Source organism: Sphingopyxis sp. (assembly GCF_035565275.1).
In the GTDB taxonomy this organism is placed as follows: Bacteria; Pseudomonadota; Alphaproteobacteria; order Sphingomonadales; family Sphingomonadaceae; genus Sphingopyxis.
Genome location: NZ_DATMST010000175.1, coordinates 1 through 24,052, shown reverse-complemented (window position 1 = coordinate 24,052; position 24,052 = coordinate 1). Strand labels below are relative to the sequence as shown.

The following is a 24,052-nucleotide window of genomic DNA, read 5'->3' as shown; positions in this document are numbered from 1 at the left end:
GGGGCATCGGGGGTGGCCGACCAGGACTGGAAAACGAACAGGCGGGCTTTCGCGGCAGTATCGCTGCCGACGCTGCTATGGATCACGCTTTTCTTCATCGCCCCGATGGCTATCGTCTGGCTCTACAGCTTCGGCGAGAACAAGGGACTGACCGAAATCGACATTTCGGGCACGCTCGACAATTACAAGCGCGCGACCGAATGGCTGTACCTCTCGATCTTCGGCAAGAGTTTCGCGGTCGCGGCGCTCGTCACGCTGATCTGCCTGATAGTCGGCTTTCCGGTCGCAATGGCGATCACTTTTGCCAGCGAGAAATGGCGGCCTTGGCTGCTTCTTGGCATCATGCTGCCCTTCTGGACCAATTTGCTGGTCCGCACCTATGCACTGATGATCCTGCTCGGGTCGCAGGGCTATGCGAACAAGGGCCTCGGCGCGTTGTGGGACGGCGCAAGCGGGGTGAAAACGCTCATCGGTCTCCAGCCGCTGCCGACGTGGGAGCCGGTACAACTGCTCTTCAACAATTTCGCGGTCGTGCTGGGGCTGGTCTATGTCCACCTGCCTTTCATGGTGCTGCCGCTCTATGCGGCGCTCGACCGGCTCGACCGGAGCCTGATCGAGGCCAGCCTCGACCTTGGCGCCGGGCATTTCCGCACGATCATGCGTATCGTCGTCCCGCTCGCCGCGCCGGGAATCGTCGCCGGGGTGATGATCACGCTGATCCCCGCCCTCGGCGCCTATCTCACCCCCGACCTGATGGGTGGAACCGACAGCCAGATGATTGCCAACGTGATCGAGCGCCAGTTCAAGAAGGCGAATGACTGGCCGTTCGGCGCCGCGCTGTCCTTCCTGCTCATCTATGCGATGTTCATTCTGATCGCGCTGCAATCGATGCGCCGCAAGACACCAAGGGTTCGCTGATGCCGCTGTTCGCCCGCACGGCGCGCGCGCCGCTCGAATATAGCCGGACGCTGTGGATGCGCCTGTGGGTCGGCGCGGTGATGCTCTTCCTCTATGCGCCGCTGATCGTGCTGATGATCTTCAGCTTCAACGACAGCAAGCGCAACGTCGTCTGGCGCGGCTTTACCACCAAATATTACCAAAAGGCGCTCGGCAACGACCAGCTCGTCGAAGCGCTGCTCAACTCGCTGACCATCGCGGCGCTCGCCACGATCGTCAGCGTTGTGCTCGGCGCGATCGCGGCCGTGATGCTGTGGCGCTTCCGTTTCCCCTTCAAGAGCGCGGTCGACGGCACGATATCGCTGCCGATCATCGTTCCCGAAATCTGCCTCGGCGTCGCTTTCCTGATGTTCTTTGCGGCAATCGGCTGGCCGACCGGCCTCGTCTGGCCGTTCAACCTCGGCGCAATCACCATTGCCCACATCACCTTCTGCTTCCCCTTCGTGACGATGGTCGTGCGCTCGCGCCTCGCAAGCTTCAACTGCGAGCAGGAGGAAGCCGCGAAGGATCTCGGCGCGAGCGAGTGGCAGATGTTCCGTGACGTGCTGATCCCGCACATCAGGCCGGCACTCGTCGCCGGCGCGCTGCTGTCCTTCACGCTCAGCCTCGACGATTTCGTCATCACCTATTTCACCAGCGGTCCCGACACGATCACCTTTCCCGTGAAGGTCTATTCGATGGTCCGCTTCTCGGTGACGCCCGAGGTCAATGCGGCCTCGACCCTGCTCGTCATCCTGACCGTCGTCCTGACCTTTATCGCGCTGAAACTTCAGGGCGTGAAAGCCGTTTCGGAAACCCGTTGACCATGACCGACCCTGTCCTCCCGATAATCCAGATCCGGAATGTCTCGAAACGCTTCGGCAAGGTGACCGCGGTCGACGATGTCAGTCTCGACATCAACGCGGGCGAGTTCTTCGTGCTGCTCGGCCCTTCGGGCTGCGGCAAGACGACGTTGCTGCGCATGATCGCCGGCTTCGAACTGCCGAGCGAGGGAAAGATCCTGATCGACGGGCAGGACATGGCCGGCATCCCCCCGAACAGGCGCCCGGTGAACATGGTGTTCCAGAGCTACGCCATCTTTCCGCACATGAGCGTCCTCGACAATGTTGCCTATGGATTGAAGATCGCCGGCGTGAGGCGCGGTGAAATCGGGGACCGCGTTGCCGAAGCGCTCGAACTCGTCAAACTCGGCGGGTTCGAGCGCCGCATGCCCGACCAGATGTCGGGCGGGCAGCGTCAGCGCGTCGCGCTGGCGCGCAGTCTCGTGATGCGGCCCAAGGTGCTGCTGCTCGACGAACCGCTGTCGGCGCTCGACGCAAAGCTCCGCGCCCGGATGCAATTCGAGCTGTCGGAACTGCAGGCAAAGGTCGGCATTACCTTCGTTACCGTGACCCACGACCAGGATGAGGCGCTGTCGATGGCGTGCCGCATCGCCGTGATCAACAAGGGCGAGGTATCACAGCTCGCGACCCCGTCGGACCTCTATGAATATCCCGCCAATCGCTTCGTCGCCGATTTTGTCGGATCGGTGAATATCTTCGAAGGCAAGCTGGCGCTCGACGATCCCGACAAGGCGAGAATCGACTGCCCGGGTTTGGGAAAGGTGTATCTCAACCATGGCGTCACCGGATCGCGCGGCGCCAACGTCTGGATCGCGCTGCGACCCGAAAAGATCTATCTCCACGTTCCCGGCGCGGGCAAGGCCGTCAATGCCGCGGCGCAGGACGCCCCCGAAGGCCATAATTTTGCGCGCGGCACGATCAGGGGCATGCGCTACCTCGGCGATATCACCCTGTTCGAGATCGAGCTCGAAACCGGCGCACGCATCCGTGTGTCGCGCCCGAACCTGTCGCGCCGCGACCAGGAGGATTTTACCTCGGGCGACAAGGTGAGCATGCACTGGCGCGCCGACAGTCCGGTGGTGTTGCTCGGCTAAGCGTGGCGGCATCCCGGATCGGGTCCGGGATGACGAACTCAATGCGCCGTTTTCTTTCCCGGGATCAGGTGCAAGGCGCCGACAATCACGCCGCCCAGCAACAGCCCGAACACGCCCGCTCCGCCCGCACTGATCAGCCATTCCCAAACACCCGCACCCGGCAGGTTGCCCGCGACCGCATGCGCGAAATCATGCAGTCCGTGTCCGATATTGCCGATGTGATATTCGTCGAGCCCGTGCAGGAAAATCTGTCCGCCGACCCACAGCATCGCGGCGGTGCCGATCAAGGCGAGCGCTGCCAGCAGCTTCGGCATGAACGCGACCAGCCCGCGCCCGATCGCGCGGCGCGCGCTGTTGCCTTCCTTCGCCATATGCAGGCCGATATCGTCCATCTTCACGATCAGCCCGACCACGCCATAGACCGCGATGGTGATCGCAACCGCAACCACCGCGAGCGTCGCCGCGCGCATTGCGAAATGTTCGTCGAGCACTTCGTTCAAGGCGATCACCATGATCTCGGCCGACAGGATGAAGTCGGTGCGCACCGCGCCCTTCACCATCGCCTCTTCATGATCCTTGTCCGCCACGATCTCGGCGTCCTCGGCGAGACTCGTCTTGTCCTTCTGCAGTGAGTGCAGCACCTTTTCCGCGCCCTCGAAACAGAGATAGGCGCCGCCGACCATCAACAGCGGCGTGATCGCCCATTGCGCAACCGCCGACAGCAGGAGCAGCGCGGGCAGGATCAGTACCAGCTTGTTGAAGATCGATCCCTTGGTGATCCGCCAGATGATCGGCAGTTCGCGATCGGGAGTAAAGCCGGTGACATAGCGCGGGGTTACCGCGGTATCATCGACCACCACCCCGGCCGCCTTCACCCCGGCCTTCGATGCGGCGGCGCCGATATCGTCGATGCTCGCGGCGGCGACCTTGGCGATCGTCGCAATATCGTCGAGCAGGGCAAAAAGGCCGGAGGGCATAGGGTTTTGGTCTTTCCTGTTCAGAGCGCGCGGAGTTTCGGCATAACCTCATCGAGTGATTTTCGGATGATGGCAACCATCTCGTCGATCTGTTCGATCGTGATGATCAGCGGCGGGCACATGACCAGACTGTCGCGGATGCCACGCACCATAAGTCCATTGGCGATGCAGGCGTCGCGCGCCATCGGTCCCGCAGTTCCCTCGGCGCCGCCAAAGCGCGCGCGCGTGGCCTTGTCCGCTACGATCTCGACCGCGCCGAGCAGGCCAACCGAACGCGTTTCGCCTACCAGCGGGTGGTCGTCCAGGGTCGCGAGCGCCCTGGCGAGATGCGGACCGGTCACCCCGCCGGTGCGTTCGACAAGGCCTTCTCGCTCGATGATCCCGATATTCCCGAGCGCGACGGCGGCAGCGACCGGATGCCCGGAGTAAGTGAAACCGTGAACGAAGTCGCCGCCAGTCTTGAGCACCTCGACGACATGCGCCGCGACTGCGGTCGCCGAAATCGGCAGGTAGCCCGACGACAGCCCCTTCGCCATAGGCATCAGGTCGGGGGCGAAGCCCATTGTCTCATGCCCCCACATCCTGCCGGTCCGTCCAAATCCGCAGATCACTTCGTCCGACACCAGCAGCAGGCCATATTTGCGCACCACCGCCTCGACCTTCGGCCAGTATGCCTCCGGCGGAATGATGACACCCCCGGCGCCCTGCACCGGTTCGCCGATGAAGGCGGCGCAATTTTCGGGGCCCACCTCGAGAATCCTGTCCTCGATCGCCTGCACGCAAGCGTCGCAGAACTCCTCCTCGGTCAGTCCCTGCCCTTCGCCATAGGCATAGGGTTGGCGAACATGCTCGACCCCGGAGATCGGCAGATCGCCCTGCGCATGCATCGCCTTCATGCCCCCAAGCGAGACACCCGCGACGGTCGAACCATGGTAGGCGTTCCAGCGGCTGATGAAGACGGTGCGCTGCGGCTCGCCCTTGAGCTTCCAGTAGTGGCGCACCATGCGGAAGACGGTATCGTTCGCCTCGCTGCCCGAAGCATTGAAGAAGACATGCGGCAGGCGATTGCCGGTCAGGCTGGCGATCTTCGCCGCGAGCGCCACCGTCGGCGGTGTCGCTGTCTTGAAAAAGGTGTTGTAGAAGGGCAGCTCCCGCATCTGCGCCGCGGCCGCCTCGACCAGTTCCTCGCGGCCATAGCCGACATTGACGCACCACAGGCCCGCCATCCCGTCGAGGATGCGGTGGCCGTCACCGTCGTGAATATAGCAGCCCTCGGCATGGGTGATGATGCGGCTGCCGCCGAGCTTTTCGATTTCGGCCCAGTCGGCCTGTGCGGGCAGATGATGCGCGACGTCGAGGCGGCGCAGTTCGGCGATGTCGTGATTGCGGGGCATTTCAGAACTCCTGATCTCTATAAACCGTTCGCATAGGGCGAAATCGAGATGCTCCGGTTTGGATCAGGGAGAGAAGCAGAGCCGGGCAAGGTAGCGGTCGTAGCGGGTAACCTGCCGGTTCACAGTGCGCCCCGCAGCGCCTGTCCGAGCAGGCGAAAATAGGTCTGGCTTTCGGCATTGCCATCGACCGCCCATTCGGGATGCCATTGCACTGCGAGCAAGGGCGCGCCGTTGGGACGCGCGCTGAATGCCTCCACCAACCCGTCCGGCGCCTGTGCCTCGACCGACAGGCCGTCAGCCAATCGCCCGACGCCCTGGTAATGAACCGAGTTCACGTCGAGCGACGATGCGCCATAGGCCGACTCGAGCATCCCGCCCTCGACCAGATCGACATGGTGGCGGTGATCGAACATCGCGTCGAACAGCGTCCCGTCGGGGGTGTGATGACGCAGCAGTTCGCCGTTTGTGGCGGTGTCGCGTCGCAGCGTCCCGCCGAGCGCGACATTGATATCCTGAAACCCCCGGCAGATGCCGAACAGCGGCCGCTGTGCGGCGATCACCGCCTCGACGAGATCGCGCATCATCCGGTCGCGGTCGGGATCGAATGGCCCTTCCCCGGCGGCGTTCTCGCCATAGCGTGCGGGTTCGACGTTGGACGGCGATCCTGTGAGCAACACGCCGTCGAGCCGCCCGACAATCTCGTCAGCTCGCATATAGTCGGGAAGCGAGGGAATGAGCAGCGCCGCGCAATCGGCATGCCGCATCGCGGCCTTCGCATAGCGGTTCATCACCGCCTGCGCATATTCCGCGCCAACCTGCCGGTTACACGCAATGATGCCGAGGACGGGACGGACGGACACGGGCGGAGGAATCCTTGTGCGTAACGAGGCTTCCTTGCTGCCGATTTTCGCCGGCCGATGCCAGCGATATTTGCGTCAGCCGTACTGGCGGGCAAAGGCCGCGGCGGCGCCAAACAGGCCGGGCTGTGGATGCGTGATCAGCTTGACGGGAAGCGCCGACATGAAACCTTCGAAGCGCCCCTTTTCGATGAAGCGCTCCGGAAAGCCCGAACGCACGAGGCTATCGCGGATGCGAAGCCCCAATCCGCCGGCGATGACGACCCCGCTCGCGCCTTGTGCCAGCGCGAGGTCGCCCGACACGCTGCCCAGCGACAGGCAGAAACGATCGACCGCCGCCGCCGCCAGGCTATCCTGTCCGCCCAGCGCATTGGTCCAGATCGCCTTGTCGTCGAGCGGCGTCACCGGACGCCCTTCGAGCATCGCCAGCGTTTCATAGATGTCGACGATACCGGGACCCGACACGATGCGTTCGATCGACACGCGCCGGTGCCGCTTGCGCAGCCGCGCGAGGATCGCATCCTCGATGCTGTCGAGCGGCGCGAAATCGATATGCCCGCCCTCGGTCGCCTGGACGCGATAATCGGCGCCGTCGCGCCAGATATGCGCGACACCGAGCCCGGTGCCCGGGCCAATAACGCTGATCGTGCCAGTTGCAGGAAGTGGCTCGTCGGGGCCGGTCAGCCGCTCGAAATAATTTTCGCCCGCCTGCGCGACGGCATGTCCCACCGCCTCGAAGTCATTGACCAGCGTATAGCGATCGACGTTGAGCTTCTCGCCGATCAGCGCGGGACGGATGATCCACGGATTGTTGGTAAAGCGGATGATCTCGCCGCGCGTCGGCCCGGCGATCGCGATCGCAACCGCGCGCGGCAGCGATCCGCCCTGCTGGCGTTCGAAATCCTGCCAGGCAGTCTGAAAGCTCGCATGATCCTTGGTATGCTGCGTCGTTTCCTCGCCAAGCGAGACCACGCGGCCATCCGCAACCTCGGCAATCGCAAAGCGGGCGTGGGTGCCGCCGATATCGACCGTGACGATGGCTTCGCTCATGACTCTCCCTTGCCGGTCAGATGTTGCCAGCCCATCCTCCGAATGTCGCATGGGCGGGGGCGATGCAACAGGGCATAGCTATGCGCGGTCCTTGCCCTTTGGCCGCTACGTATATTTGCGAATTAAGGCCGCCGCCGTTCGCCCCGGCGAACATGTCCTCGACATCGGTAGCGGGTCAGGCACGCCAACCTTCGAGCTGGCGCAGCTGGTGGTGCCGATGGCCACGTCCTCGGCATCGACATATCGAAGCAGCTGGTCGATCTGGCGCAGGCGCAGACCGCCGGCGGCGCGCCGGTCCCCTTACCTGCGCGGATGCGGCGACGGCGACGCTGTCCGCTGCCAGCTTCGACCTGATATTCTCGCGCTTCGGCGTGATGTTCTTCGACGATCCCGCGGCCGCCTTCGCTCACATGCGTCAGGCGCTGAAGCCGGGCGGGCGGCTGGTCTTCGTCTGCTGGCGCGGCGCGCAGGAAAACGACTGGGTCCGCCTGCCGATGGCGGCGATCTGCGATATCGTCGAGGTCGTGCCGGCCGATCCGGATGGGCCGGGCCCCTTTGCTTTCGGCGATGCCGCGCGGCTGCAGCGAATCCTCACGGATGCCGGCTTCGCGGACGTCGGGATCGCGCCCTTCGACACGATCATTTCATATGGCCACGGAGAAACCGGCGAGAAGGCGATCGACGATGCGCTCGACATGGTGTTTCAGGTCGGCCCGCTTGCCCGCGCGCTGGCCGACAAACCCGATGGAGTTCGTGCCCGTGCGGCGGATGCCGTGCGCGCCGCCTTTGCTCGCCGCGTGGGCGCGACGTCGGTGTTGATCGACGGCGCCGCATGGATCGTGACCGCGCGCAACCCGGCCAGTTAAGGCAGCCAGCCGCTCGATCCTGGCGATTTTGGGAAAGTGGCGCACCCGGAGCGATTCGAACGCCCGACCCTCAGATTCGTAGTCTGATGCTCTATCCAGCTGAGCTACGGGTGCGTGGAGAGGCGCCTTTAAGGGGCGTCGCGCGGGGGCGCAACCCCCTATTTCGGATTTGTGACCACCCGGCACGACGATTGGCGACGCACCGCGTCGAGACCGCCGATTTCCGCCGGGTCCTTGAGCAAAAGGCGGATCAGCGCGATGCCCTTGTCATGATTTGTGCGCACGGTTTCGGCGCCCGCGGGCACAGCCTGTCCCTCGCGCGCGACGATGATTCGATACGGCCTGCCGCCTGCCTCGATATCGTTGCGCACAAAAATCACGTCGGTCGCGGCATCGAAGATGCTGAGCGAGCTGTAACGGCCGGGAACCGGCGCCGTGTCGATCGCAACCGGTCCCTTCGACAGATCATAGGGACAGCTTGAATAAGCGAGGTCGGGGCTCGGTCGCACGACCGGCTGGCGCTCGGGCGTCGCGAGGTTGCCGTAGGACATGGTGTTGATACCGCCCTGCCCCAGCCGGTCGATCGCAACATTCATCAGGCCATAGGGGATCGCCCAGATCGCGGCACAGGCCGTAGCGGCAGCAACGATCAGGCCAAGGACGAACGGGCCGAGCCATTTGCGCATCTCAGCAGCCCTCCTTGACGATTTGCGGGAGCACCGCCTTGGCCGGACTGGCGCGGAAGGCCTTGCCGGGGTTGTACATTCGCAAGGTCAGATGGAAGGGCTGTCCCCCGGTTCCGGGCAACCAAGCTCCCTCCGCAGGCTTTGACGGAGAAATCGTGACGCGCCATTTGCCCTTGGCGTCGAGCGCTACATTGGCGCCGTTGACCGACCAGATGTTCGCAGGATTGGCGACGAGATAACCCGCCGCGTCGTAGATGGTCACGCTCCACCAGCGCGCGTCGAGCGGGGTCCCGGACAGGCTGTAGCGGCAATTGCCGTCGAGCGGCGCGCCCGCGGCATCGGTCTTGGCCGACCAGTAGACGGTTTCCTCTGCCGGAAGCGCGAGCAAGCCCGCGCGCGCAACCGCAGCGCGAGTTACCGGATCGGTCGCCTTGGTGCCGTAACCGAGCGAGGTGGTCCACGGACCGTTGGCGATCTGCCCATCCTGCAGACCACCGCCGGTTACCGCCCATGCGGCGCCGAGCCCCACCGCTATCCCGCCCACCAGAGTGATTGCGTAGCGGTGCCAGCTCTTCATGCGCGTTCCCCCGGTTATTTGCCCTTTTTCAGCGCGGCCTGAGCGGCCGCGAGCCGGGCGATGGGGACACGGTAAGGCGAGGCACTGACATAGTCGAGGCCCGTCTTTTCGCAGAAATGGATGCTCGGCGCGTCGCCGCCATGTTCGCCGCAGATGCCGAGCTTGACGTCGGGGCGCGTCGCCCGTCCCCGGTCGGCGGCGATCTCGATCAGCTGCCCGACCCCTTCGACATCGAGACTGACGAACGGGTCGGTCAGGAAAATGCCCTTGTCGACATATTGCGTGAGGAAGCGGCCCGCATCGTCGCGACTGATGCCGATCGTCGTTTGCGTCAGGTCGTTGGTGCCGAAGCTGAAGAATTCGGCGCTCCCGGCGATCTCGCCCGCCATCAGCGCGGCGCGCGGCAGTTCGATCATCGTGCCGACGAGATAGGCGATCTCGCGCCCCTTCTCGGCGAACACTGCCTTGGCCTGGGCATCCACGACCGCCTTCATCAGATCGAACTCGCGGCGCGTCGCGACGAGCGGAATCATGACCTCGGGAATCGGCGCGGCGCCGGTTTCGGCGGCGACGTCGCACGCTGCCTCGAAGATCGCACGCGCCTGCATCTCGTAGATTTCGGGATAGGTGACGCCCAAGCGACAGCCGCGGTGGCCGAGCATCGGGTTGAATTCGTGCAGCTCGTTCGCGCGCGCTTTCAGCGCTTCGATGCCGACACCGGCGGCGGCGGCGACGTCCGCGAAATCCTCCTCGCGCGTCGGCAGGAATTCGTGGAGCGGCGGGTCGAGCAGGCGGATGGTAACCGGCAGGCCAGCCATCACCCCGAAGATCGCGGCGAAGTCACCGCGCTGTTCGGGAAGCAGCTTCGCGAGCGCGGCACGGCGGCCGTCCTCGCTGTCGGCGAGGATCATTTCGCGCACCGCGGTGATGCGCGCGGCGTCGAAGAACATATGCTCGGTGCGGCAGAGCCCGATGCCCTCGGCACCGAAATCGCGCGCGACCTGGGCATCTTGCGGCGTTTCGGCGTTGGTGCGTACCTTCATTCGGCGGACCTTGTCGGCCCAGCCCATCAAAACACCGAAATCGCCGACGAGTTCGGGCAGCAGGGTCGGAACCTCGCCCGCCATCACTTCGCCGGTCGAGCCGTCGAGGGTGAGGATATCGCCCTCGCGAAGCTCGCGCCCGCCGACGCGCAGCACGCGCGCCGCGCCGTCGATCGAGAGGCCGCCGGCGCCCGAGACGCACGGACGCCCCATGCCGCGCGCGACGACCGCAGCATGGCTCGTCATCCCGCCGCGCGCGGTCAGGATGCCCTTCGCCGCGTGCATGCCGTGGATATCTTCGGGGCTCGTCTCGACACGAACGAGGATCACCGCCTCGCCCATGCCCGCCGCCTTTTCTGCGCTGTCGGCATCGAACATGATCTTGCCCGATGCCGCGCCGGGGCTCGCTGGCAAGCCCTTGGTCAGCACGTCGCGCGCCGCATTCGGATCGAGCGTCGGGTGGAGGAGCTGGTCGAGCGCGCCCGGATCGACACGGCCCACGGCTTCCTCTTCCGAAATCAGCCCTTCGGCTGCCATTTCGACCGCAATGCGCAGCGCCGCCTTGGCCGTGCGCTTGCCCGAGCGTGTCTGGAGCATCCACAGCGTCCCGCGTTCGACGGTGAACTCGATGTCCTGCATGTCGCGATAGTGGGTTTCGAGGGTGTCGAAGACGCGGCCGAGCTCGCCGAAGGTTTCGGGCATCGCCTCTTCCATCGACAGCGGCTTGGCGCCCGCCTTCTCGCGCGCGACCTTCGTCAGATATTGCGGCGTGCGGATGCCCGCGACGACGTCCTCGCCCTGCGCGTTGATCAGCCATTCGCCGTACCAGGCGCGCTCGCCGGTCGCAGGGTCACGCGTGAAGGCGACGCCGGTCGCCGAGGTGTCGCCCATATTGCCGAACACCATCGCCTGCACATTGACCGCGGTGCCCCATTCGCCGGGGATCGAGTTCAGGCGCCGATAGACTTTCGCACGGTCGCTTTCCCAGCTCGCGAACACGGCGCCGACCGCGCCCCATAGCTGGTCGTTCGGCTCCTGCGGGAACGGCGCGCCCGTCTCGCGCTCGACGATTGCCTGATATTCCTTGACCAGCGCCTTCCAGTCTTCAGCCGACATCTCGGTATCGAGGTAGAAGCCCCTGTCTTCTTTCGCGATTTCCAGCGCTTCTTCGAATTCGGCATGGTCGAGGCCCATGACGACGTCGGCGTACATCTGGACGAAGCGGCGATAGCTGTCCCACGCGAAGCGCGGATCGCCCGAAGCCTCCGAGAGGCCAACAACGGTGCGGTCGTTGAGCCCGAGGTTGAGGACGGTGTCCATCATTCCCGGCATCGAAACGCGCGCGCCCGAGCGGACCGAGACGAGCAGCGGATCGGCCGCATCGCCGAATGTCTTGCCGGTAATGCCTTCGATGTGCGCGATGCCCGCAGCAACATCCTCGACGAGGCCCGCCGGGAATTGCTCGCCATTGGTATAATAAGCGGTGCAGACGTCAGTGGTGATCGTAAAGCCCGGTGGTACCGGCAGGCCGATCGAGGCCATTTCGGCGAGGTTCGATCCCTTGCCGCCCAGCAATTCCTTCGACCGCTCGGCTGTCGTCGCGTCGCCGCCGAACAAATGCACCATCTTCGTCATCATATGCTCCTGCTGCCCCGGGGAGGAGGTTGCGGCTGGATAGGGTGGAGAGTTGTTATCGTCGATTCAGTTTTACTTCGTTCGTTGCAAAGCGGCCGTAGCGTCAGCCCTCGATCTTCGAGAAATCGGCGACGCCATGCACCGCGCCGGTAAATCGCGCGAGCAGGCCAAGCCGATAGGCGCGGACCGCTTCGTCGGGATCGTTGACCATCACGCCGTCGAAGAACGCATCGATCGGCGCGCGCAGGCTGGCCAGCGCGGCCATCGCGTCGGTAAAGCGCTCTTCGGCAACCGCGGCGGAGGCTGCGGGTTCGGCGGCGTCGAGCGCGGCAAGCAGCGCGGCGTCGGCATCGGTCGATGGCTTCGCAGCCGTGGTGCCGCTCACCTCGCCCGCCTGCTTCAGAATATTCGCCGCGCGCTTGTATCCCGCGAGCAAATTGGTGCCATCCTCGGTCGCCATGAACGCCTGCAGCGCCTTCACGCGCGCAAGCAGGCGAACGAGATCGTCCTCGCCGCCAAGCGCAAACACCGCGTCGATCAGGTCGTGGCGGACACCGGCTTCGCGTTGCTGGACCTTGAGGCGGTCGGCGAAGAAATCGAGGACGGCCTCTATGACCCGTCCGGTTTGTGCCGGCTCGACAATGTCGTTCTGCCATTGCGACAGGATCGTCCAGAGCGGCGCACGCGATCCGCTCCGCTCAATGAGCAGAATCACGCCAAGAGCGGCCCGGCGCAACGCGAAAGGATCGCGCGAGCCGGTCGGCTTCTCGTCTATGGCGAAGAATTGGAAAAGGCTATCCAGCTTGTCCGCCAACGCCACGGCCACCGTCACCGGCGCGGTCGGCACGTCATCGCCCTGCCCGACCGGCTTGTAATGGTCGCGGATCGCGTCGGCGACCGCGTCGGGCAAGCCTTCGGCGCGAGCGTAGTAGCCGCCCATCAGGCCCTGCAGTTCGGGGAATTCACCGACCATTTCGGTGACGAGGTCGGCCTTGGCCAGCTCCGCCGCCTGCCGCGCGAGCGCGGGGTCGCAGTTCGGGACGATGCCTTCGCTCGCGAGCCATTCGGCGAGCTTCGCGACGCGCTCGACCTTGTCGGCGACGGTGCCGAGCTTTTCGTGGAAGGTGATGTTCGCGAGCTTCTCCGCATGCTGCGCGAGCGCCTTCTTCTGATCCTGTTCCCAGAAGAAGCGCGCGTCGGAGAGGCGCGCGGCGAGGACCTTGCGGTTGCCCGCGACGATCTCGGCGCCGCCGTCGTGCGCATCAATGTTCGCGGTGCAGACGAAGCCGTTGGCTAGCTTTCCGTCCTTGCCGTTCACGACGAAATATTTCTGGTTCACGCGCGCCGTCAGCTGGATGACCTCGGGCGGCACTTCGAGGAAGGCTTCGTCGAAGCGGCCGAGCAAGGGCACCGGCCATTCGGTGAGGCCGGCATTCTCGATCACCAGTCCCTCGTCCTCGACGAGCGTGAGTCCAGCATCGGCCGCGGCCTTGGCGGCGCCGTCGCGGATGATCGACTGGCGTTCCTCATGGTCGACGATGACGTGGCAGGCGCGCAGCTTCTCGGCATAGTCTGATGCCGAGCCGATCGTGATCTCGCCCGGGCAATGGAAGCGGTGGCCGCGCGTCGCGAAACCGGCGGGAATCCCACTAACTTCACATGGCACAAGGTCTTCGCCGAAGATCGCGACGATGCCCGAGAGCGGGCGCACCCAGCGCAGGCTTTCGCTGCTCGCGCTTTCCTTGCCCCAGCGCATCGACTTCGGCCAGGCGAAGGCGCGGACGATCGCGGGGATCGCCTCGGCGAGCACCTCGGCGGTCGCGCGGCCGGGCTTGTCAATGACAGCGAAAAGTGTGGGTCGCCCTTTTACATCGCGAACTTCACACGCATTGAACGTGATTTGTGCTTTACGCAAAAATCCATCGATGGCGGGTTGCGGAGAGTCTGCTGGAGGCCCCTTGAGTTCCTCACGCACAGCCGCCGTCGCTTCGGGCAGATCGCGGGCGATCAGCGCGAGGCGGCGCGGGGTCGACCATATGGTGAGGTCGCCCGCTTCGAGGCCCGCGGCGCTGAGCTGCGCGCGGAACAGCTTTTCCAGTTCGGCGCGCGCGCCGGCCTGCATCCGCGCCGGGATTTCCTCGCTGCGCAGTTCGAGAAGAAAATCGGTCACAGCGTCCACCCCGGATATTTTTGGGTCCAGCGCTCGGACTGGCTGTCGATCCATGCCTTGCAACTGCCCTTCGCGAGGTCGCGGACCCGTGCCATATAGTTCGCGCGTTCTTGCACGCTGATCACGCCGCGCGCCTGCAGCAGGTTGAACAGGTGGCTCGCCTCGATCGCCTGATCATAGGCGGCGAGCGGCACATTCGCCTCAATCGCGCGCTGGCATTCGGCCTCGGCCGCCTTGAAGCCCGTGAACAAGGTATCGGTGTCGGCAACCTCGAAATTCCATTTCGAGAACTGCTTTTCATTCTCGAGGAACACGTCGCCATAGCTGACCGCCGCAACATCGCCGACCGCATCCGAAAAGCGCAGGTCGTACACATTGTCGACATTCTGGATATACATGGCGAGGCGTTCGAGCCCGTAGGTGAGCTCGCCCGCGACGGGCTTGCAGTCGAAGCCGCCCATCTGCTGGAAGTAAGTGAACTGGGTGACCTCCATCCCGTCGCACCAGACTTCCCAGCCCAGCCCCCACGCGCCAAGCGTCGGGCTTTCCCAATCGTCCTCGACGAAGCGGATGTCGTGGAGCAGCGGGTCGATGCCGATCGCGGCGAGGCTGCCGAGATATTGTTCCTGCAGGTCGGCGGGCGATGGCTTCAGGATGACCTGATACTGGTAATAATGCTGGAGCCGGTTCGGGTTCTCGCCATAGCGGCCATCGGTCGGGCGCCGGCTCGGCTGTACATAGGCGACGTTCCACGGTTCGGGACCGAGGCTGCGCAATGTCGTCGACGGGTGAAAGGTGCCGGCCCCCACGCGCATGTCATAGGGCTGCAAAATCGCGCAGCCGCGTGCGCTCCAGTAGTTGTGCAGCGTCAGGATCATGTCCTGAAAGCTGAGTGGTGTCTTGTCCGCCCCGTCGGCCACAGCCGCAATTCCTTCGCAGGTGCAAAAATCGCCGCCGCATTGGCGCAGCAGCGGCGCAGGGTCAAGGCTCGCCGACATGCCAGCCGCCCCGAAAACGGCCACCCATGTCATGGTCACAAAACTTTTTGTCAGGTTTTATTGACATAGTCAGCGAATCGCGACATATAGTCATGGAAACCTGACACAAAGACAGGTGAACGCGACCAATGCCAGCCAAGAAGGAACGACGCCATGATGATCCGCACCGCAATTCTTGCCATGTCACTCGCTTTCGGGGGCCCTGCCCTTGCCGCTCCGGTGTCGGACGACGCGACCATTGTCGTTCGCATCGACGACCTGAATCTTGCGTCGGCAAGCGGCCGCGAGACTCTCGATGCACGGGTCATGACCGCGGCGCGCCGTCTTTGCCGTTCCGACCTGCGCGGAACGAACGAACTCGCGCTCCAGTCGCAATGCATCGCGGGCGCACTCGCCGGCGCGAAGGTGCAGAGCGAACGGGCGATCGCGGAAGCCGGCCGGGGTGTCCAGCTGGCGGCCTTGCCGATCACGGCCGCGCGCCAGATCCGGGAATGACGGGTTTCACCCTTTCGTTTCGGCCATCACTCCCCGGTAATGGCCGGCAACTTGAGCTGGAGCGTCATCCTTCGGGCGGCGCTCCAGTCTCTTGTCCAGCTTTGGCGCGCCCGTGAAACTTTCCGTTGCACTCTTGCGGATTTTGACCATGCCGGTCCGATCCGTTTTCCGGGCAGGCTGGCGAGGCGCCGAATGAATAACAAACTGAAAGTCCTGCGCGCGATGCGAAACTGGAGCCAGGCCGAGCTAGCCGACCGGCTCGACGTGTCGCGACAGGCGGTGAACGCGATCGAAACGGGCAAATATGACCCGTCATTGCCGCTCGCCTTCAAGCTGGCGCGACTGTTCGCGATGCCGATCGAGGAAATTTTCGACGATGGTGAGGGACATGACGATGAAAAATGATGTTGGCCGCGCCCGCGGCGTCGCACTTATCGGATGGCCTATCGCGATCATCATCGGCTCGACGATGCTCCTCGGCGGCTTCGCCGGCTATAACAAGGCCACGCTGGACAACGGGGGCACTCCGCTGTCCGCATGGGCCGGGCCGCTCGTGGCACTCGGTTTCGGGATCCTCGCCTTCGCCGCCTATTTCCGGCGCTACGCCACGACATGGCAGGGGTGGTCGCCCCGCAAGCGGCGTTACTGGTTCACTCTCGGCTTTTGCACCGTGATCGGCGGTGTCGTCGGGGCGGGACTCGTTGCCGACCAGCCGGGTGGCCGCGATTTGACCGAAACGCTGGTGAGCGGCTCGCTGAGCGTTGGCTTCGCGATCGGCGCGTCGCTGCTGTGGGTGGTCGGACTGACGATCGGCATGATCCTCTATCACCGCTCGATCGACGATCATGAGGAGCGCGCCTGGCTGTGGGCCGGGGTGGCGGGCTGGTACGCCTTCATCTTCCCCGCCCCGGTCTGGTGGACGCTCCACCGCGCCGGCCTCGCGCCGCCCGCCGATGCCATGCTGCTTTTCTTCCTGTCGCTGGTGGTGAACTGCATCGTCTATCTGTGGCTGAAATTTCGCTGATTCCGTTCCCGCTGCGCAATTATCCGAGCCGACCCAAGAAAGGCCTGTTTTTCATGAAGTCCTGGTTCAAGACGTTCGCCGCCATCTGCGCGATCATTCCCTTCGCGCAGTGCGCGGTGGTCCCCGGCAACAATGCCGCCTCCGCCGCCGAGCCCGTCGCTGCGGCCGCAACAGCTACCACCGACGCCGACCCGGCGCTTTGGGTGGTGAAGGACGCGGATACCACCATCTATCTGTTCGGCACTGTCCATGTGCTGAAACCCGGCCTCGGCTGGTTCGACGAGGCGGTCAAGGATGCCTTCGACAAGTCCGATCAGCTGATGCTCGAGATCGTCCTGCCCGACGACCAGATGGAAGTGGCGAACACGATGATGCCACTGGCGATCGACCAGAGCGGCAAGACGCTGTCCTCGCGCCTCGATCCCGAACAGCTCAAGGCCTATGAGGCCGCAATGGCAAGCGTCGGCCTGCCCGCGGCGCAATTCGACAAATTCGAACCATGGTTTCCGGCGGTCACGCTGTCGATCCTGCCACTGACGAAGCTTGGTTACGACCCCGAACAGGGTGCCGAAAAACAGCTGACCCGGCTCGCCAAAAGCGCTGGCAAGCCGGTCGCCGGACTCGAGACGCTGGGCGAACAACTCGGTTTCTTCGACACGTTACCCGAAACACAGCAGATCGCCTTCCTCAATTCGGTGGTCAAGGACCTCGACAAGCTGGGGCCGCAGCTCGACAAGATGGTCATGCTGTGGGCCAAGGGCGATCCCGACGGACTGGCAACCGCGATGAACGAGAGCATGGCTGCTACCCCCGAACTCGCCAAGACCCTGCTGTGGGACCGCAACGCGCGATGGGCCGGGCAGATCAAGGAACGGATGGATCAGCCGGGAACCGTCTTCATCGCGGTCGGCGCCGGACATCTTGCCGGTCAGCATAGTGTGCAGGACTATCTGAAGGAACGCGGACTGACCGTGAAGCGGGTCGAATATTGAAGCCGGAACCGCATTCCGATCAAAAGGGCCGTCGGTTCGCGGCGGCATTTTTGACTTGCCTGCTCGCCGCGTGCGGCACCGCCGCGCCGTCGCCGCAGGCGCGGCCCGCGATGTGGCTGGTCGAGGATGCCGATACGCGTATCTATATATTGGGAACGATGCACGCCCTGCCCCGCGGCACCGATTGGGACGAAGGCAAGGTCGCGGGCGCAATCCGTGCCGCCGATGAGCTGGTGCTGGAATTACCCCCCGCCGAGCTCGCAGCTGCAGGCGACATGTTCCGGAAGCTCGCCCCTCGCGACACGCCGCTCAGGATGGAAGCGCGGCTGTCGGGCGAAGCGCTCGCCCGTTATCGCGCGCTCGAAGCGAGCGGCGGCGACTTTGGCGGCGACCGATATGACGACTGGGCGGTGATGGTCTTGATGGGACAGCGCGTTGCCCGCAACGCCGAACTGTCACCGGCCGATGGCGTCGAAACGGGCCTGACCGCCGAGTTCGAGGCGGCGGGCAAGCCGATCGGCGGCCTCGAGACCGCGGAGGGGCAGCTCATGTTGTTCGAAAAGCTCGATGCCGCCACGCAGCGCAGGCTGCTGACGCGGGCAGCCGAAAATTCGGAGGATGCGGTCCGGGAGGTCACTGCGCTGACGGCCGCCTGGGGCCGCGGCGATGTCGCGGCGCTTAAAAAGGTGATCAACGAGGATGTCGACATGGTTCCGGCTGCGCGCAAGGCGATCATCACCGATCGCAACCGGCGCTGGAGTGCGTGGGTGAAAAAACGGATGGAACAGCCCGGCACCGTGTTGATGGCGGTCGGCGCGGGCCATCTGGTCGGGGCCGACGGCGTCCCGGCCATGCTCGAAGCGGACGGGCTGAAAGTCAGCCGGGTGCAATAATCGCGCCGACGCTTGCATTTCCGGCGTTCGCCAGCTATGCGCCCGCGCTTCCGTTATGGTCATCCCTGGAGGCGTGACGGAACTGTGTAACCGAATCTCGGAGAAATATTATGAGCGATCAGCTGACGCTGACGGCCGAGACGCGCGAACGCGGAGGCAAGGGAGCCTCGCGTGACCTGCGTCGTAATGGCCGCGTCCCCGCCGTTGTCTATGGCGGCAAGGAAGAACCCCTGATGATCCACGTCGAAGAAAAGCTGCTGATGAAGCAGCTGATGACGGGTCACTTCATGAACTCGGTCGTGATGATCGACGTGGGCGGCAAGACCATCCGTACCCTGCCGAAGGACGTCGCCTTCCACCCAGTCAAGGATCGCCCGATCCACGCCGATTTCCTGCGCATCACCAAGGACGCCAAGGTCCAGGTCGCGGTGCCGGTCTCGTTCCAGAACGAAGAAGCCTCGCCGGGCCTGAAGCGCGGCGGCGTGCTGAACATCGTTCGCCACGATCTCGAACTCGTTTGCGACGCGGACAAGATTCCTGACGAGATCGCGATCGACGTCACCGGCTTCGACGTCGGCGATTCGATTCACATCAGCAACGTCAAACTGCCCAAGGGCGTCGAAAGCGCGATCACCGACCGCGACTTCACCATCGCCACCATCGTCGCCCCGTCGGCGCTCAAGTCGAGCGACGGCGACACGACGAAGGATGAAGGCGAAGACGCTGCTGCCGAAGGCGGCGAAGAAGCCTGAGCATTTCGGATCGCCCCTCCCCCGAGCGGGAGGGGCGTTTCCACCAGACCCGGGAAAGGCAGTATCATGCAGCTCTGGGTCGGTCTCGGCAATCCCGGGCCCCAATATGCGATGCACCGCCATAACGTCGGCTTCATGGCTGCCGACGTCATGGCCGACGTCCACGATTTCCCCGCACCCGCTAAGAAATTCCAGGGCTGGATCCAGGACGGACGCATCGGATCGCAGCGCATCCTGCTGCTGAAGCCCGGCACCTTCATGAACGAAAGCGGCCGCAGCGTGCGCGCCGCGCTCGATTTCTACAAGCTGGCGCCGCAGGACGTCACCGTCTTCTATGACGAACTCGACCTCGTACCGATGCAGGTGAAGGTCAAACGCGGCGGCGGCGCGGCCGGTCACAACGGCATCCGCTCGATGATCCAGCACGTCGGCGAAGATTTCCGCCGGGTCCGTATCGGCATCGGTCACCCGGGCCACAAGGATCGCGTTACCGGTCATGTGCTGGGCAATTATCACAAGAGCGAGATGGAACCGCTGATCGACCTGCTTGGCGCGATTGCTGCCGAAGCGAAGTGGCTGGCCGATGGCGACGACGTCCGGTTCCAGAGCGATCTCGCTCTGCGCCTGCAGGGGTGACCGCGACCCGCTCCGCGACAATTGCCGATCGCGACGCAGTCGTCGCGATCTGGGAAGCCTGCGGCCTCATCCGCCCGTGGAACGATCCGCAAGCGGATTTCCGGCGCGCGCTGGAGCATGACGCCTCGACCGTCATCGTGGCCGAACAGGGCGCGCGGATCCTCGCCACCGCCATGACCGGCTTCGACGGACATCGCGGATGGATCTATTATCTGGGCGTCGCGCCGGACCACCAGGGTCAGGGCATCGCGCGCCAGCTGCTCGACGCCGCGTGCGAATGGCTCGGGCAGCGCGGCTGCCCCAAGGTCGAGCTGATGCTTCGCGACGGCAATCCGGCGGCGGGCCTTTACGAGCATCTCGGCTGGGAGCGACAGGACGTGCGCGTATTCGCCCGGTGGCTGGTCTGATCGGGCGGCGCGCCGCATATTTGGCGGACGTCGCGAACTGATGCATGATGCCCTTCGAAAGGAGCATCCGCCATGTCCGAACCTTTACGCCCCGGCCGCCGCGAGTTGATCGCCGGTGCTGTCGCCCTCACCGCCGCGGCTCCCGCCCTTCTCCACGCCTCCACGCCCGTCGCCGCGCCGTCGCTCAAGGGCCGGACCGTGCTGATCACGGGCGCGTCGAGCGGTTTCGGACGCATCGGCGCGCTTCACTACGCGAAGCTGGGCGCGAAAGTCATCGCATCAATGCGCAATCTTCCGCGCCCGGAAGCCGAAAGCCTCACTGCCGAGGCGGCAAAGGACAAGCTCGACCTCCACCTCGTCGAGATCGATGTGACAAGCGACGAATCGGTGAAGAGCGGAACGGGAAAAGCCCTCGAAATCGCCAACGGCCGGATCGACACGCTGGTGAACAACGCCGGTATCGGCATCACCGGCCCGGTCGAGGTGCAGGATATGGACGCGACGCGCCTGATCTTCGAGACCAATATCCTTGGTATCCAGCGCATGCTGCTGGCGCTGCTGCCACAGATGCGTGGGGCGAAGAGCGGACAGATCTTCAATATCTCGTCGCAGCTCGGGCGCGTGATCGTGCCCGGCGGCGGCCATTATTCGGCGACCAAGTTCGCGGTCGAGGCACTGTCCGAACAGCTAGCCTATGAACTCGTACCGCACGGGATCGAGGTGACGATCATTCAGCCCGGCGGTTACCCGACGCGCGTGTGGCAGAACCGGAACGTCTATACCGGCGCGCTCAGCAAGCGCAGCGATCCGGCGCTTCTCGCGGCCTATGAGCCCTTTACCAGAGGGATGGGAACCGAGGATGGCAGCGGACGCAGCGCCGATCCTGCCGATGTGCCGCGCGCGATTGCCGAGATCATGGCCATGCCCGCAGGATCGCGCCCGCTCCGCCGTGCGGTGCATCCCGGCGCCAAACCGCAGGAGGCAATCAACAAGGTTGCGGCCGACGTGCAGCTTGCATGGCTCGGTGGCTCACCGCTCGGTCCGCTGATCAAGGCGGTGCACGACTGATCGTTACCGCGGTCACAAGAGTGTCACGCGAGTCCCATCTTTCCGACATGACGCAGCAATGCTGCTGACACCTCCCTCTGCAATCGGGGTGCCTCCCGCCGGCACCGCCGGGGCCCGGGCCCAACCGAACAACAGGGGTACTGCATGTCCTATCTTACCGACGAAGCCCGCGCGCCTTATCGCCGTGAAGCCGACGGGCTTCCGGGACCGGATAGCCTGGAAGCCATCGTAGCCGAAAACCCGTCGCGCCGTTCGCTCCTGCGCGGCGGCCTGTTCGGCCTGTCGGTGCTGCCGGCGATGGCGCTTGCAGCATGCGACGACACGAGCGGCGATCCGTCGGTGACGCTGCCGACCCCTACCCCGACCCCCACGCCGACTCCCACCCCGACCCCGTCGGCGAGCTATGCGATCAATTTCACGTCGGTGGCGGCGAACCAGAACGACGCCGTCACCGTCCCCGCCGGCTATACGGTCGACGTGCTGCTGAAAGCGGGTGATTCGGTCGAGGCGGGCGCGCCCTATTCGGGTAGTTTTCCCACGCCGGCGGTCGCCGAGAAATGGGCCGGCGGCAATCACGATGGCATGGAATATTATGCCTTCCCGGGCGTCGACGCCAATAATCGCGGCCTCCTCGCGATGAACCACGAACTGCCCGACTTCAACATCCTGATGGCGGGCTCCTACAACGCCGCCACGGCTACCGCGGACCAGAAGGCGCTGGCGCTGTCGGCGGTCGGCATCAGCGTCGTCGAAATCGGCAAGGGCAGCGACGGCAAATGGGCGGTCCAGCCCGGATCGACCTATAACCGCCGCTACACCGGCAACAGCAGCTATCGCGCCGGCGGTCCTGCCGCTGGCCTGCTTTCGGGCTCGATCAAGGGCATGCTGAACAATTGTTCGAGCGGCCGCACGCCGTGGGACACCTATCTCACCTGCGAAGAGACGATGGACAATTATCTCGACCCGACGCAGCCGCGGAACGATTATGGCTGGGTCGTCGAAATCGACCCGCGGCGAGAACTGGCGCAGCCGACGAAGCGCACCGCCATGGGCCGCTTCAACCATGAAAACGTCGCTTTCATGGCGAACAGCGACAACCGCGTCGCTTTCTATATGGGCGACGACACAACCCCGGGCTGCATTTATAAATTCGTGCCCGATCGCGCCTTCAGCACCACGAACCGCGCCGCGAACACCGAACTGCTCGACTATGGCACGCTCTATGTCGCGCGCTTCAACGCCAATGGCACGGGCGAATGGCGGGCGCTGGTCGTCGGGCAGAACGGCCTGACCGCAGGCGCATCGGATCCGGGCAATGTCAGCCAGAGCACGGCGCCGCCGGCGCCGACGATCGTCAATTTCAACAATCAGGCCGACGTGCTGATAAACTGCCAGTCGGCGGCACGCGTTGCCGGCGGCACCGTGATGGATCGCCCCGAATGGCTGACCGTCGCGCCCGACAACAAGGCGGTGTTCTGCACGCTGACCAACAACAGCGGCCGCCGCGTCGTCGATCCGGCGAACCCGCGGGTCACCAACCTCCACGGGCATATCCTGAAGTTCCGTGAAGACGGCGATTCGCCGCTGGCGACCAAATTCAGCTGGGAAATCTTCCTGACTGCGGGCGATCCGTCGCTGGCATCGGGCGGCAGCAATCTTGTCGGCAACATCGACGGCGACACCTTCTCCAGCCCCGACGGCCTCCGCATCGACCCGCAGGGCCGCATGTGGGTCCAGACCGACCATAGCGTTCCGGGCAGTTCGGGCGTCGCGGGTACGACGATCGATCAGGCGTTCGGGCATAACGCGATGTTCCATGTCGATCCGGCGACGAAGAAGTCGAAGCGCTTCCTGGTCGGCCCTCTCGGCTGCGAGATTACCGGGCTGGCCTACACGCCCGACCTCAAGACCTTCTTCGTCAACATCCAGCATCCGACGGGTAACTGGCCGGTGGCCGGCGAGCAGCCGCGCTCGTCGACCATCGTCGTTCGCCGGACCGACAGCCAGCCGGTCGGCAACTGATCATGCTGCGTCGCCCGCTCCTCTCGCAGGAGCGGGCGGCCGCTAGGGCGCGCGTTTGGGCGGTGGCGGCGGCGAGCCGTCGTGTGTCTGCGACATCAGCGTCACGCACATCGTCCGGTGTACCGGATGCCGCCCGCACGCGATGCCGGCATAGCGATGCGTCGAACGGAGCAGGCTATGCCGGTGACCGCGATCGGGCACGCCATCGTCGATCAGCAGCTGGTCGACCACGCCTTCGGGCGTGTGATGGCCATAGGTGATGACCTCGTTGACATAGGGGCCGCCGCCGCGCGCCTTCATCCGTTCGCCGGGGCCGCTTCCCCTTGTATAATGGCCGACCGCGCCCGAGCGTGACTGGACCGCGACATGGTCGGCCGCGGCGCGCGCCAGCGCACCACTCCATTCCAGCGTCGGCAAGGATTTCTCCCGGCGCAGGTCGCGGATCGCCTCGTCGACCGCAACGACGCCCTCGCGCGTCATGATGTCGATCTCGCTGTCGTCGTCGGCAACCAGCAGCTTGCCCTCGAAGCGCGGGCGATAGTCGCGCAGATATTCGGTGTAGGCGGCGGGATCGCTGCGAAAGCGATTGAGTTCGGTGAAAACGCCCTCCTCGAACC

24 protein-coding genes and 1 tRNA gene are annotated in these 24,052 nt (G+C 64.6%); 14 read left to right on the top strand and 11 right to left on the bottom strand.

Annotated features, from left to right (window positions below; translation table 11 throughout):
• Positions 1–12 precede the first annotated feature (12 nt).
• From VN047_RS12350 to VN047_RS12340, 3 genes are read left to right on the top strand one after another with little or no spacing between them, the layout of a single operon-like run.
• Positions 13–918 (top strand): ABC transporter permease, encoded by a 906-nt coding sequence (locus VN047_RS12350; protein WP_325543097.1) that lies wholly within the window; start codon positions 13–15, stop codon positions 916–918.
• Positions 918–1,760, top strand: a complete 843-nt coding sequence (locus VN047_RS12345; protein WP_325543095.1) for an ABC transporter permease — start codon at positions 918–920, stop codon at positions 1,758–1,760. Before VN047_RS12350 ends, VN047_RS12345 begins: the two co-directional genes overlap by 1 nt.
• Before the next feature lie 2 nt (positions 1,761–1,762).
• Complete coding sequence (locus VN047_RS12340) at positions 1,763–2,893, top strand: ABC transporter ATP-binding protein (RefSeq protein WP_325543093.1); 1,131 nt, start codon at positions 1,763–1,765, stop codon at positions 2,891–2,893.
• Between the two features lie 38 nt (positions 2,894–2,931).
• On the opposite strand, the gene VN047_RS12335 is transcribed toward VN047_RS12340, so the two are convergent.
• From VN047_RS12335 to VN047_RS12320, 4 genes are all read right to left on the bottom strand, one after another.
• Entirely contained in the window at positions 2,932–3,870 is a 939-nt protein-coding gene (locus VN047_RS12335; protein ID WP_325543092.1) for a DUF808 domain-containing protein, read from the bottom strand.
• A gap of 20 nt (positions 3,871–3,890) precedes the next feature.
• Positions 3,891–5,264, bottom strand: coding sequence for an aspartate aminotransferase family protein (locus VN047_RS12330; protein WP_325543090.1), 1,374 nt, complete (start codon positions 5,262–5,264; stop codon positions 3,891–3,893).
• Positions 5,265–5,383: 119 nt separating this feature from the next.
• Positions 5,384–6,124: a gamma-glutamyl-gamma-aminobutyrate hydrolase family protein gene (locus tag VN047_RS12325; protein WP_325543088.1), complete on the bottom strand. Its 741-nt coding sequence runs from the start codon at positions 6,122–6,124 to the stop codon at positions 5,384–5,386.
• Positions 6,125–6,199: 75 nt separating this feature from the next.
• On the bottom strand, positions 6,200–7,171 hold the full coding sequence (locus VN047_RS12320; RefSeq protein WP_325543086.1) for a glucokinase: 972 nt from the start codon (positions 7,169–7,171) through the stop codon (positions 6,200–6,202).
• Between the two features lie 20 nt (positions 7,172–7,191).
• Between VN047_RS12320 and VN047_RS12315 the strand changes: the two genes are divergently transcribed.
• A complete protein-coding gene (locus VN047_RS12315) occupies positions 7,192–8,037 on the top strand; it encodes a class I SAM-dependent methyltransferase (protein WP_325543084.1) in 846 nt (281 codons plus the stop codon).
• 37 nt (positions 8,038–8,074) lie between these two features.
• On the opposite strand, the gene VN047_RS12310 is transcribed toward VN047_RS12315, so the two are convergent.
• The 6 genes from VN047_RS12310 to VN047_RS12285 form a co-directional block, all read right to left on the bottom strand.
• A tRNA-Arg gene (locus VN047_RS12310) sits at positions 8,075–8,151 on the bottom strand.
• A gap of 44 nt (positions 8,152–8,195) precedes the next feature.
• On the bottom strand, positions 8,196–8,723 hold the full coding sequence (locus VN047_RS12305) for a DUF1254 domain-containing protein (RefSeq protein WP_325543082.1): 528 nt from the start codon (positions 8,721–8,723) through the stop codon (positions 8,196–8,198).
• Between the two features lies 1 nt (position 8,724).
• A complete protein-coding gene (locus VN047_RS12300; RefSeq protein ID WP_325543080.1) occupies positions 8,725–9,300 on the bottom strand; it encodes a DUF1214 domain-containing protein in 576 nt (191 codons plus the stop codon).
• 14 nt (positions 9,301–9,314) lie between these two features.
• Positions 9,315–11,978 (bottom strand): pyruvate, phosphate dikinase, encoded by a 2,664-nt coding sequence (gene ppdK, locus VN047_RS12295; protein WP_325543078.1) that lies wholly within the window; start codon positions 11,976–11,978, stop codon positions 9,315–9,317.
• A 103-nt stretch (positions 11,979–12,081) separates the two neighbouring features.
• Positions 12,082–14,148 carry a glycine--tRNA ligase subunit beta gene (gene glyS, locus VN047_RS12290; protein ID WP_325543076.1) on the bottom strand — a complete coding sequence of 689 codons (2,067 nt, stop codon included), beginning with the start codon at positions 14,146–14,148 and terminating at the stop codon, positions 12,082–12,084.
• Positions 14,145–15,026 carry a glycine--tRNA ligase subunit alpha gene (locus tag VN047_RS12285; RefSeq protein ID WP_325543164.1) on the bottom strand — a complete coding sequence of 294 codons (882 nt, stop codon included), beginning with the start codon at positions 15,024–15,026 and terminating at the stop codon, positions 14,145–14,147. Before VN047_RS12285 ends, glyS begins: the two co-directional genes overlap by 4 nt.
• Before the next feature lie 273 nt (positions 15,027–15,299).
• Between VN047_RS12285 and VN047_RS12280 the strand changes: the two genes are divergently transcribed.
• From VN047_RS12280 to VN047_RS12235, 10 genes are all read left to right on the top strand, one after another.
• Positions 15,300–15,641, top strand: coding sequence for a UrcA family protein (locus VN047_RS12280; protein ID WP_325543074.1), 342 nt, complete (start codon positions 15,300–15,302; stop codon positions 15,639–15,641).
• A gap of 192 nt (positions 15,642–15,833) precedes the next feature.
• On the top strand, positions 15,834–16,046 hold the full coding sequence (locus VN047_RS12275) for a helix-turn-helix transcriptional regulator (protein WP_325543072.1): 213 nt from the start codon (positions 15,834–15,836) through the stop codon (positions 16,044–16,046).
• Positions 16,036–16,665 carry a hypothetical protein gene (locus VN047_RS12270; protein ID WP_325543070.1) on the top strand — a complete coding sequence of 210 codons (630 nt, stop codon included), beginning with the start codon at positions 16,036–16,038 and terminating at the stop codon, positions 16,663–16,665. The genes VN047_RS12275 and VN047_RS12270 overlap by 11 nt, the downstream gene beginning before the upstream one ends.
• Before the next feature lie 53 nt (positions 16,666–16,718).
• Positions 16,719–17,657 (top strand): TraB/GumN family protein, encoded by a 939-nt coding sequence (locus tag VN047_RS12265; RefSeq protein WP_325543069.1) that lies wholly within the window; start codon positions 16,719–16,721, stop codon positions 17,655–17,657.
• A 50-nt stretch (positions 17,658–17,707) separates the two neighbouring features.
• Positions 17,708–18,550, top strand: coding sequence for a TraB/GumN family protein (locus tag VN047_RS12260; protein WP_325543067.1), 843 nt, complete (start codon positions 17,708–17,710; stop codon positions 18,548–18,550).
• Positions 18,551–18,660: 110 nt separating this feature from the next.
• Positions 18,661–19,302: a 50S ribosomal protein L25/general stress protein Ctc gene (locus tag VN047_RS12255; RefSeq protein WP_325543065.1), complete on the top strand. Its 642-nt coding sequence runs from the start codon at positions 18,661–18,663 to the stop codon at positions 19,300–19,302.
• A 66-nt stretch (positions 19,303–19,368) separates the two neighbouring features.
• A complete protein-coding gene (gene pth / locus VN047_RS12250) occupies positions 19,369–19,938 on the top strand; it encodes an aminoacyl-tRNA hydrolase (protein ID WP_325543063.1) in 570 nt (189 codons plus the stop codon).
• Positions 19,935–20,345: a GNAT family acetyltransferase gene (locus VN047_RS12245; protein WP_325543061.1), complete on the top strand. Its 411-nt coding sequence runs from the start codon at positions 19,935–19,937 to the stop codon at positions 20,343–20,345. The genes pth and VN047_RS12245 overlap by 4 nt, the downstream gene beginning before the upstream one ends.
• A gap of 72 nt (positions 20,346–20,417) precedes the next feature.
• Complete coding sequence (locus VN047_RS12240) at positions 20,418–21,413, top strand: SDR family oxidoreductase (protein ID WP_325543059.1); 996 nt, start codon at positions 20,418–20,420, stop codon at positions 21,411–21,413.
• 144 nt (positions 21,414–21,557) lie between these two features.
• The gene (locus VN047_RS12235; protein ID WP_325543057.1) at positions 21,558–23,435 is read left to right on the top strand and encodes a PhoX family phosphatase; all 1,878 of its coding nucleotides are present in this window, start codon (positions 21,558–21,560) and stop codon (positions 23,433–23,435) included.
• Positions 23,436–23,477: 42 nt separating this feature from the next.
• Here the strand turns inward: VN047_RS12235 and VN047_RS12230 are convergent.
• On the bottom strand, positions 23,478–24,052 hold a 575-nt coding region (locus VN047_RS12230; protein ID WP_325543056.1), incomplete at its 5' end, for a CAP domain-containing protein.

What these genes read in the sequence shown, in the direction of transcription:
- VN047_RS12300 (WP_325543080.1), bottom strand. Translation starts at nt 9,300, where the DNA reads ATGAAGAGCTGGCACCGCTACGCAATCACTCTGGTGGGCGGGATAGCG.
- VN047_RS12330 (WP_325543090.1), bottom strand. Translation starts at nt 5,264, where the DNA reads ATGCCCCGCAATCACGACATCGCCGAACTGCGCCGCCTCGACGTCGCG.
- VN047_RS12335 (WP_325543092.1), bottom strand. Translation starts at nt 3,870, where the DNA reads ATGCCCTCCGGCCTTTTTGCCCTGCTCGACGATATTGCGACGATCGCC.
- pth (WP_325543063.1), top strand. Translation starts at nt 19,369, where the DNA reads ATGCAGCTCTGGGTCGGTCTCGGCAATCCCGGGCCCCAATATGCGATG.
- VN047_RS12340 (WP_325543093.1), top strand. Translation starts at nt 1,763, where the DNA reads ATGACCGACCCTGTCCTCCCGATAATCCAGATCCGGAATGTCTCGAAA.
- VN047_RS12270 (WP_325543070.1), top strand. Translation starts at nt 16,036, where the DNA reads ATGAAAAATGATGTTGGCCGCGCCCGCGGCGTCGCACTTATCGGATGG.
- VN047_RS12320 (WP_325543086.1), bottom strand. Translation starts at nt 7,171, where the DNA reads ATGAGCGAAGCCATCGTCACGGTCGATATCGGCGGCACCCACGCCCGC.
- VN047_RS12345 (WP_325543095.1), top strand. Translation starts at nt 918, where the DNA reads ATGCCGCTGTTCGCCCGCACGGCGCGCGCGCCGCTCGAATATAGCCGG.
- VN047_RS12305 (WP_325543082.1), bottom strand. Translation starts at nt 8,723, where the DNA reads ATGCGCAAATGGCTCGGCCCGTTCGTCCTTGGCCTGATCGTTGCTGCC.
- ppdK (WP_325543078.1), bottom strand. Translation starts at nt 11,978, where the DNA reads ATGACGAAGATGGTGCATTTGTTCGGCGGCGACGCGACGACAGCCGAG.
- VN047_RS12275 (WP_325543072.1), top strand. Translation starts at nt 15,834, where the DNA reads ATGAATAACAAACTGAAAGTCCTGCGCGCGATGCGAAACTGGAGCCAG.
- VN047_RS12240 (WP_325543059.1), top strand. Translation starts at nt 20,418, where the DNA reads ATGTCCGAACCTTTACGCCCCGGCCGCCGCGAGTTGATCGCCGGTGCT.
- VN047_RS12285 (WP_325543164.1), bottom strand. Translation starts at nt 15,026, where the DNA reads ATGATCCTGACGCTGCACAACTACTGGAGCGCACGCGGCTGCGCGATT.
- VN047_RS12265 (WP_325543069.1), top strand. Translation starts at nt 16,719, where the DNA reads ATGAAGTCCTGGTTCAAGACGTTCGCCGCCATCTGCGCGATCATTCCC.
- VN047_RS12280 (WP_325543074.1), top strand. Translation starts at nt 15,300, where the DNA reads ATGATGATCCGCACCGCAATTCTTGCCATGTCACTCGCTTTCGGGGGC.
- VN047_RS12315 (WP_325543084.1), top strand. Translation starts at nt 7,192, where the DNA reads ATGTTGCCAGCCCATCCTCCGAATGTCGCATGGGCGGGGGCGATGCAA.
- VN047_RS12255 (WP_325543065.1), top strand. Translation starts at nt 18,661, where the DNA reads ATGAGCGATCAGCTGACGCTGACGGCCGAGACGCGCGAACGCGGAGGC.
- VN047_RS12235 (WP_325543057.1), top strand. Translation starts at nt 21,558, where the DNA reads ATGTCCTATCTTACCGACGAAGCCCGCGCGCCTTATCGCCGTGAAGCC.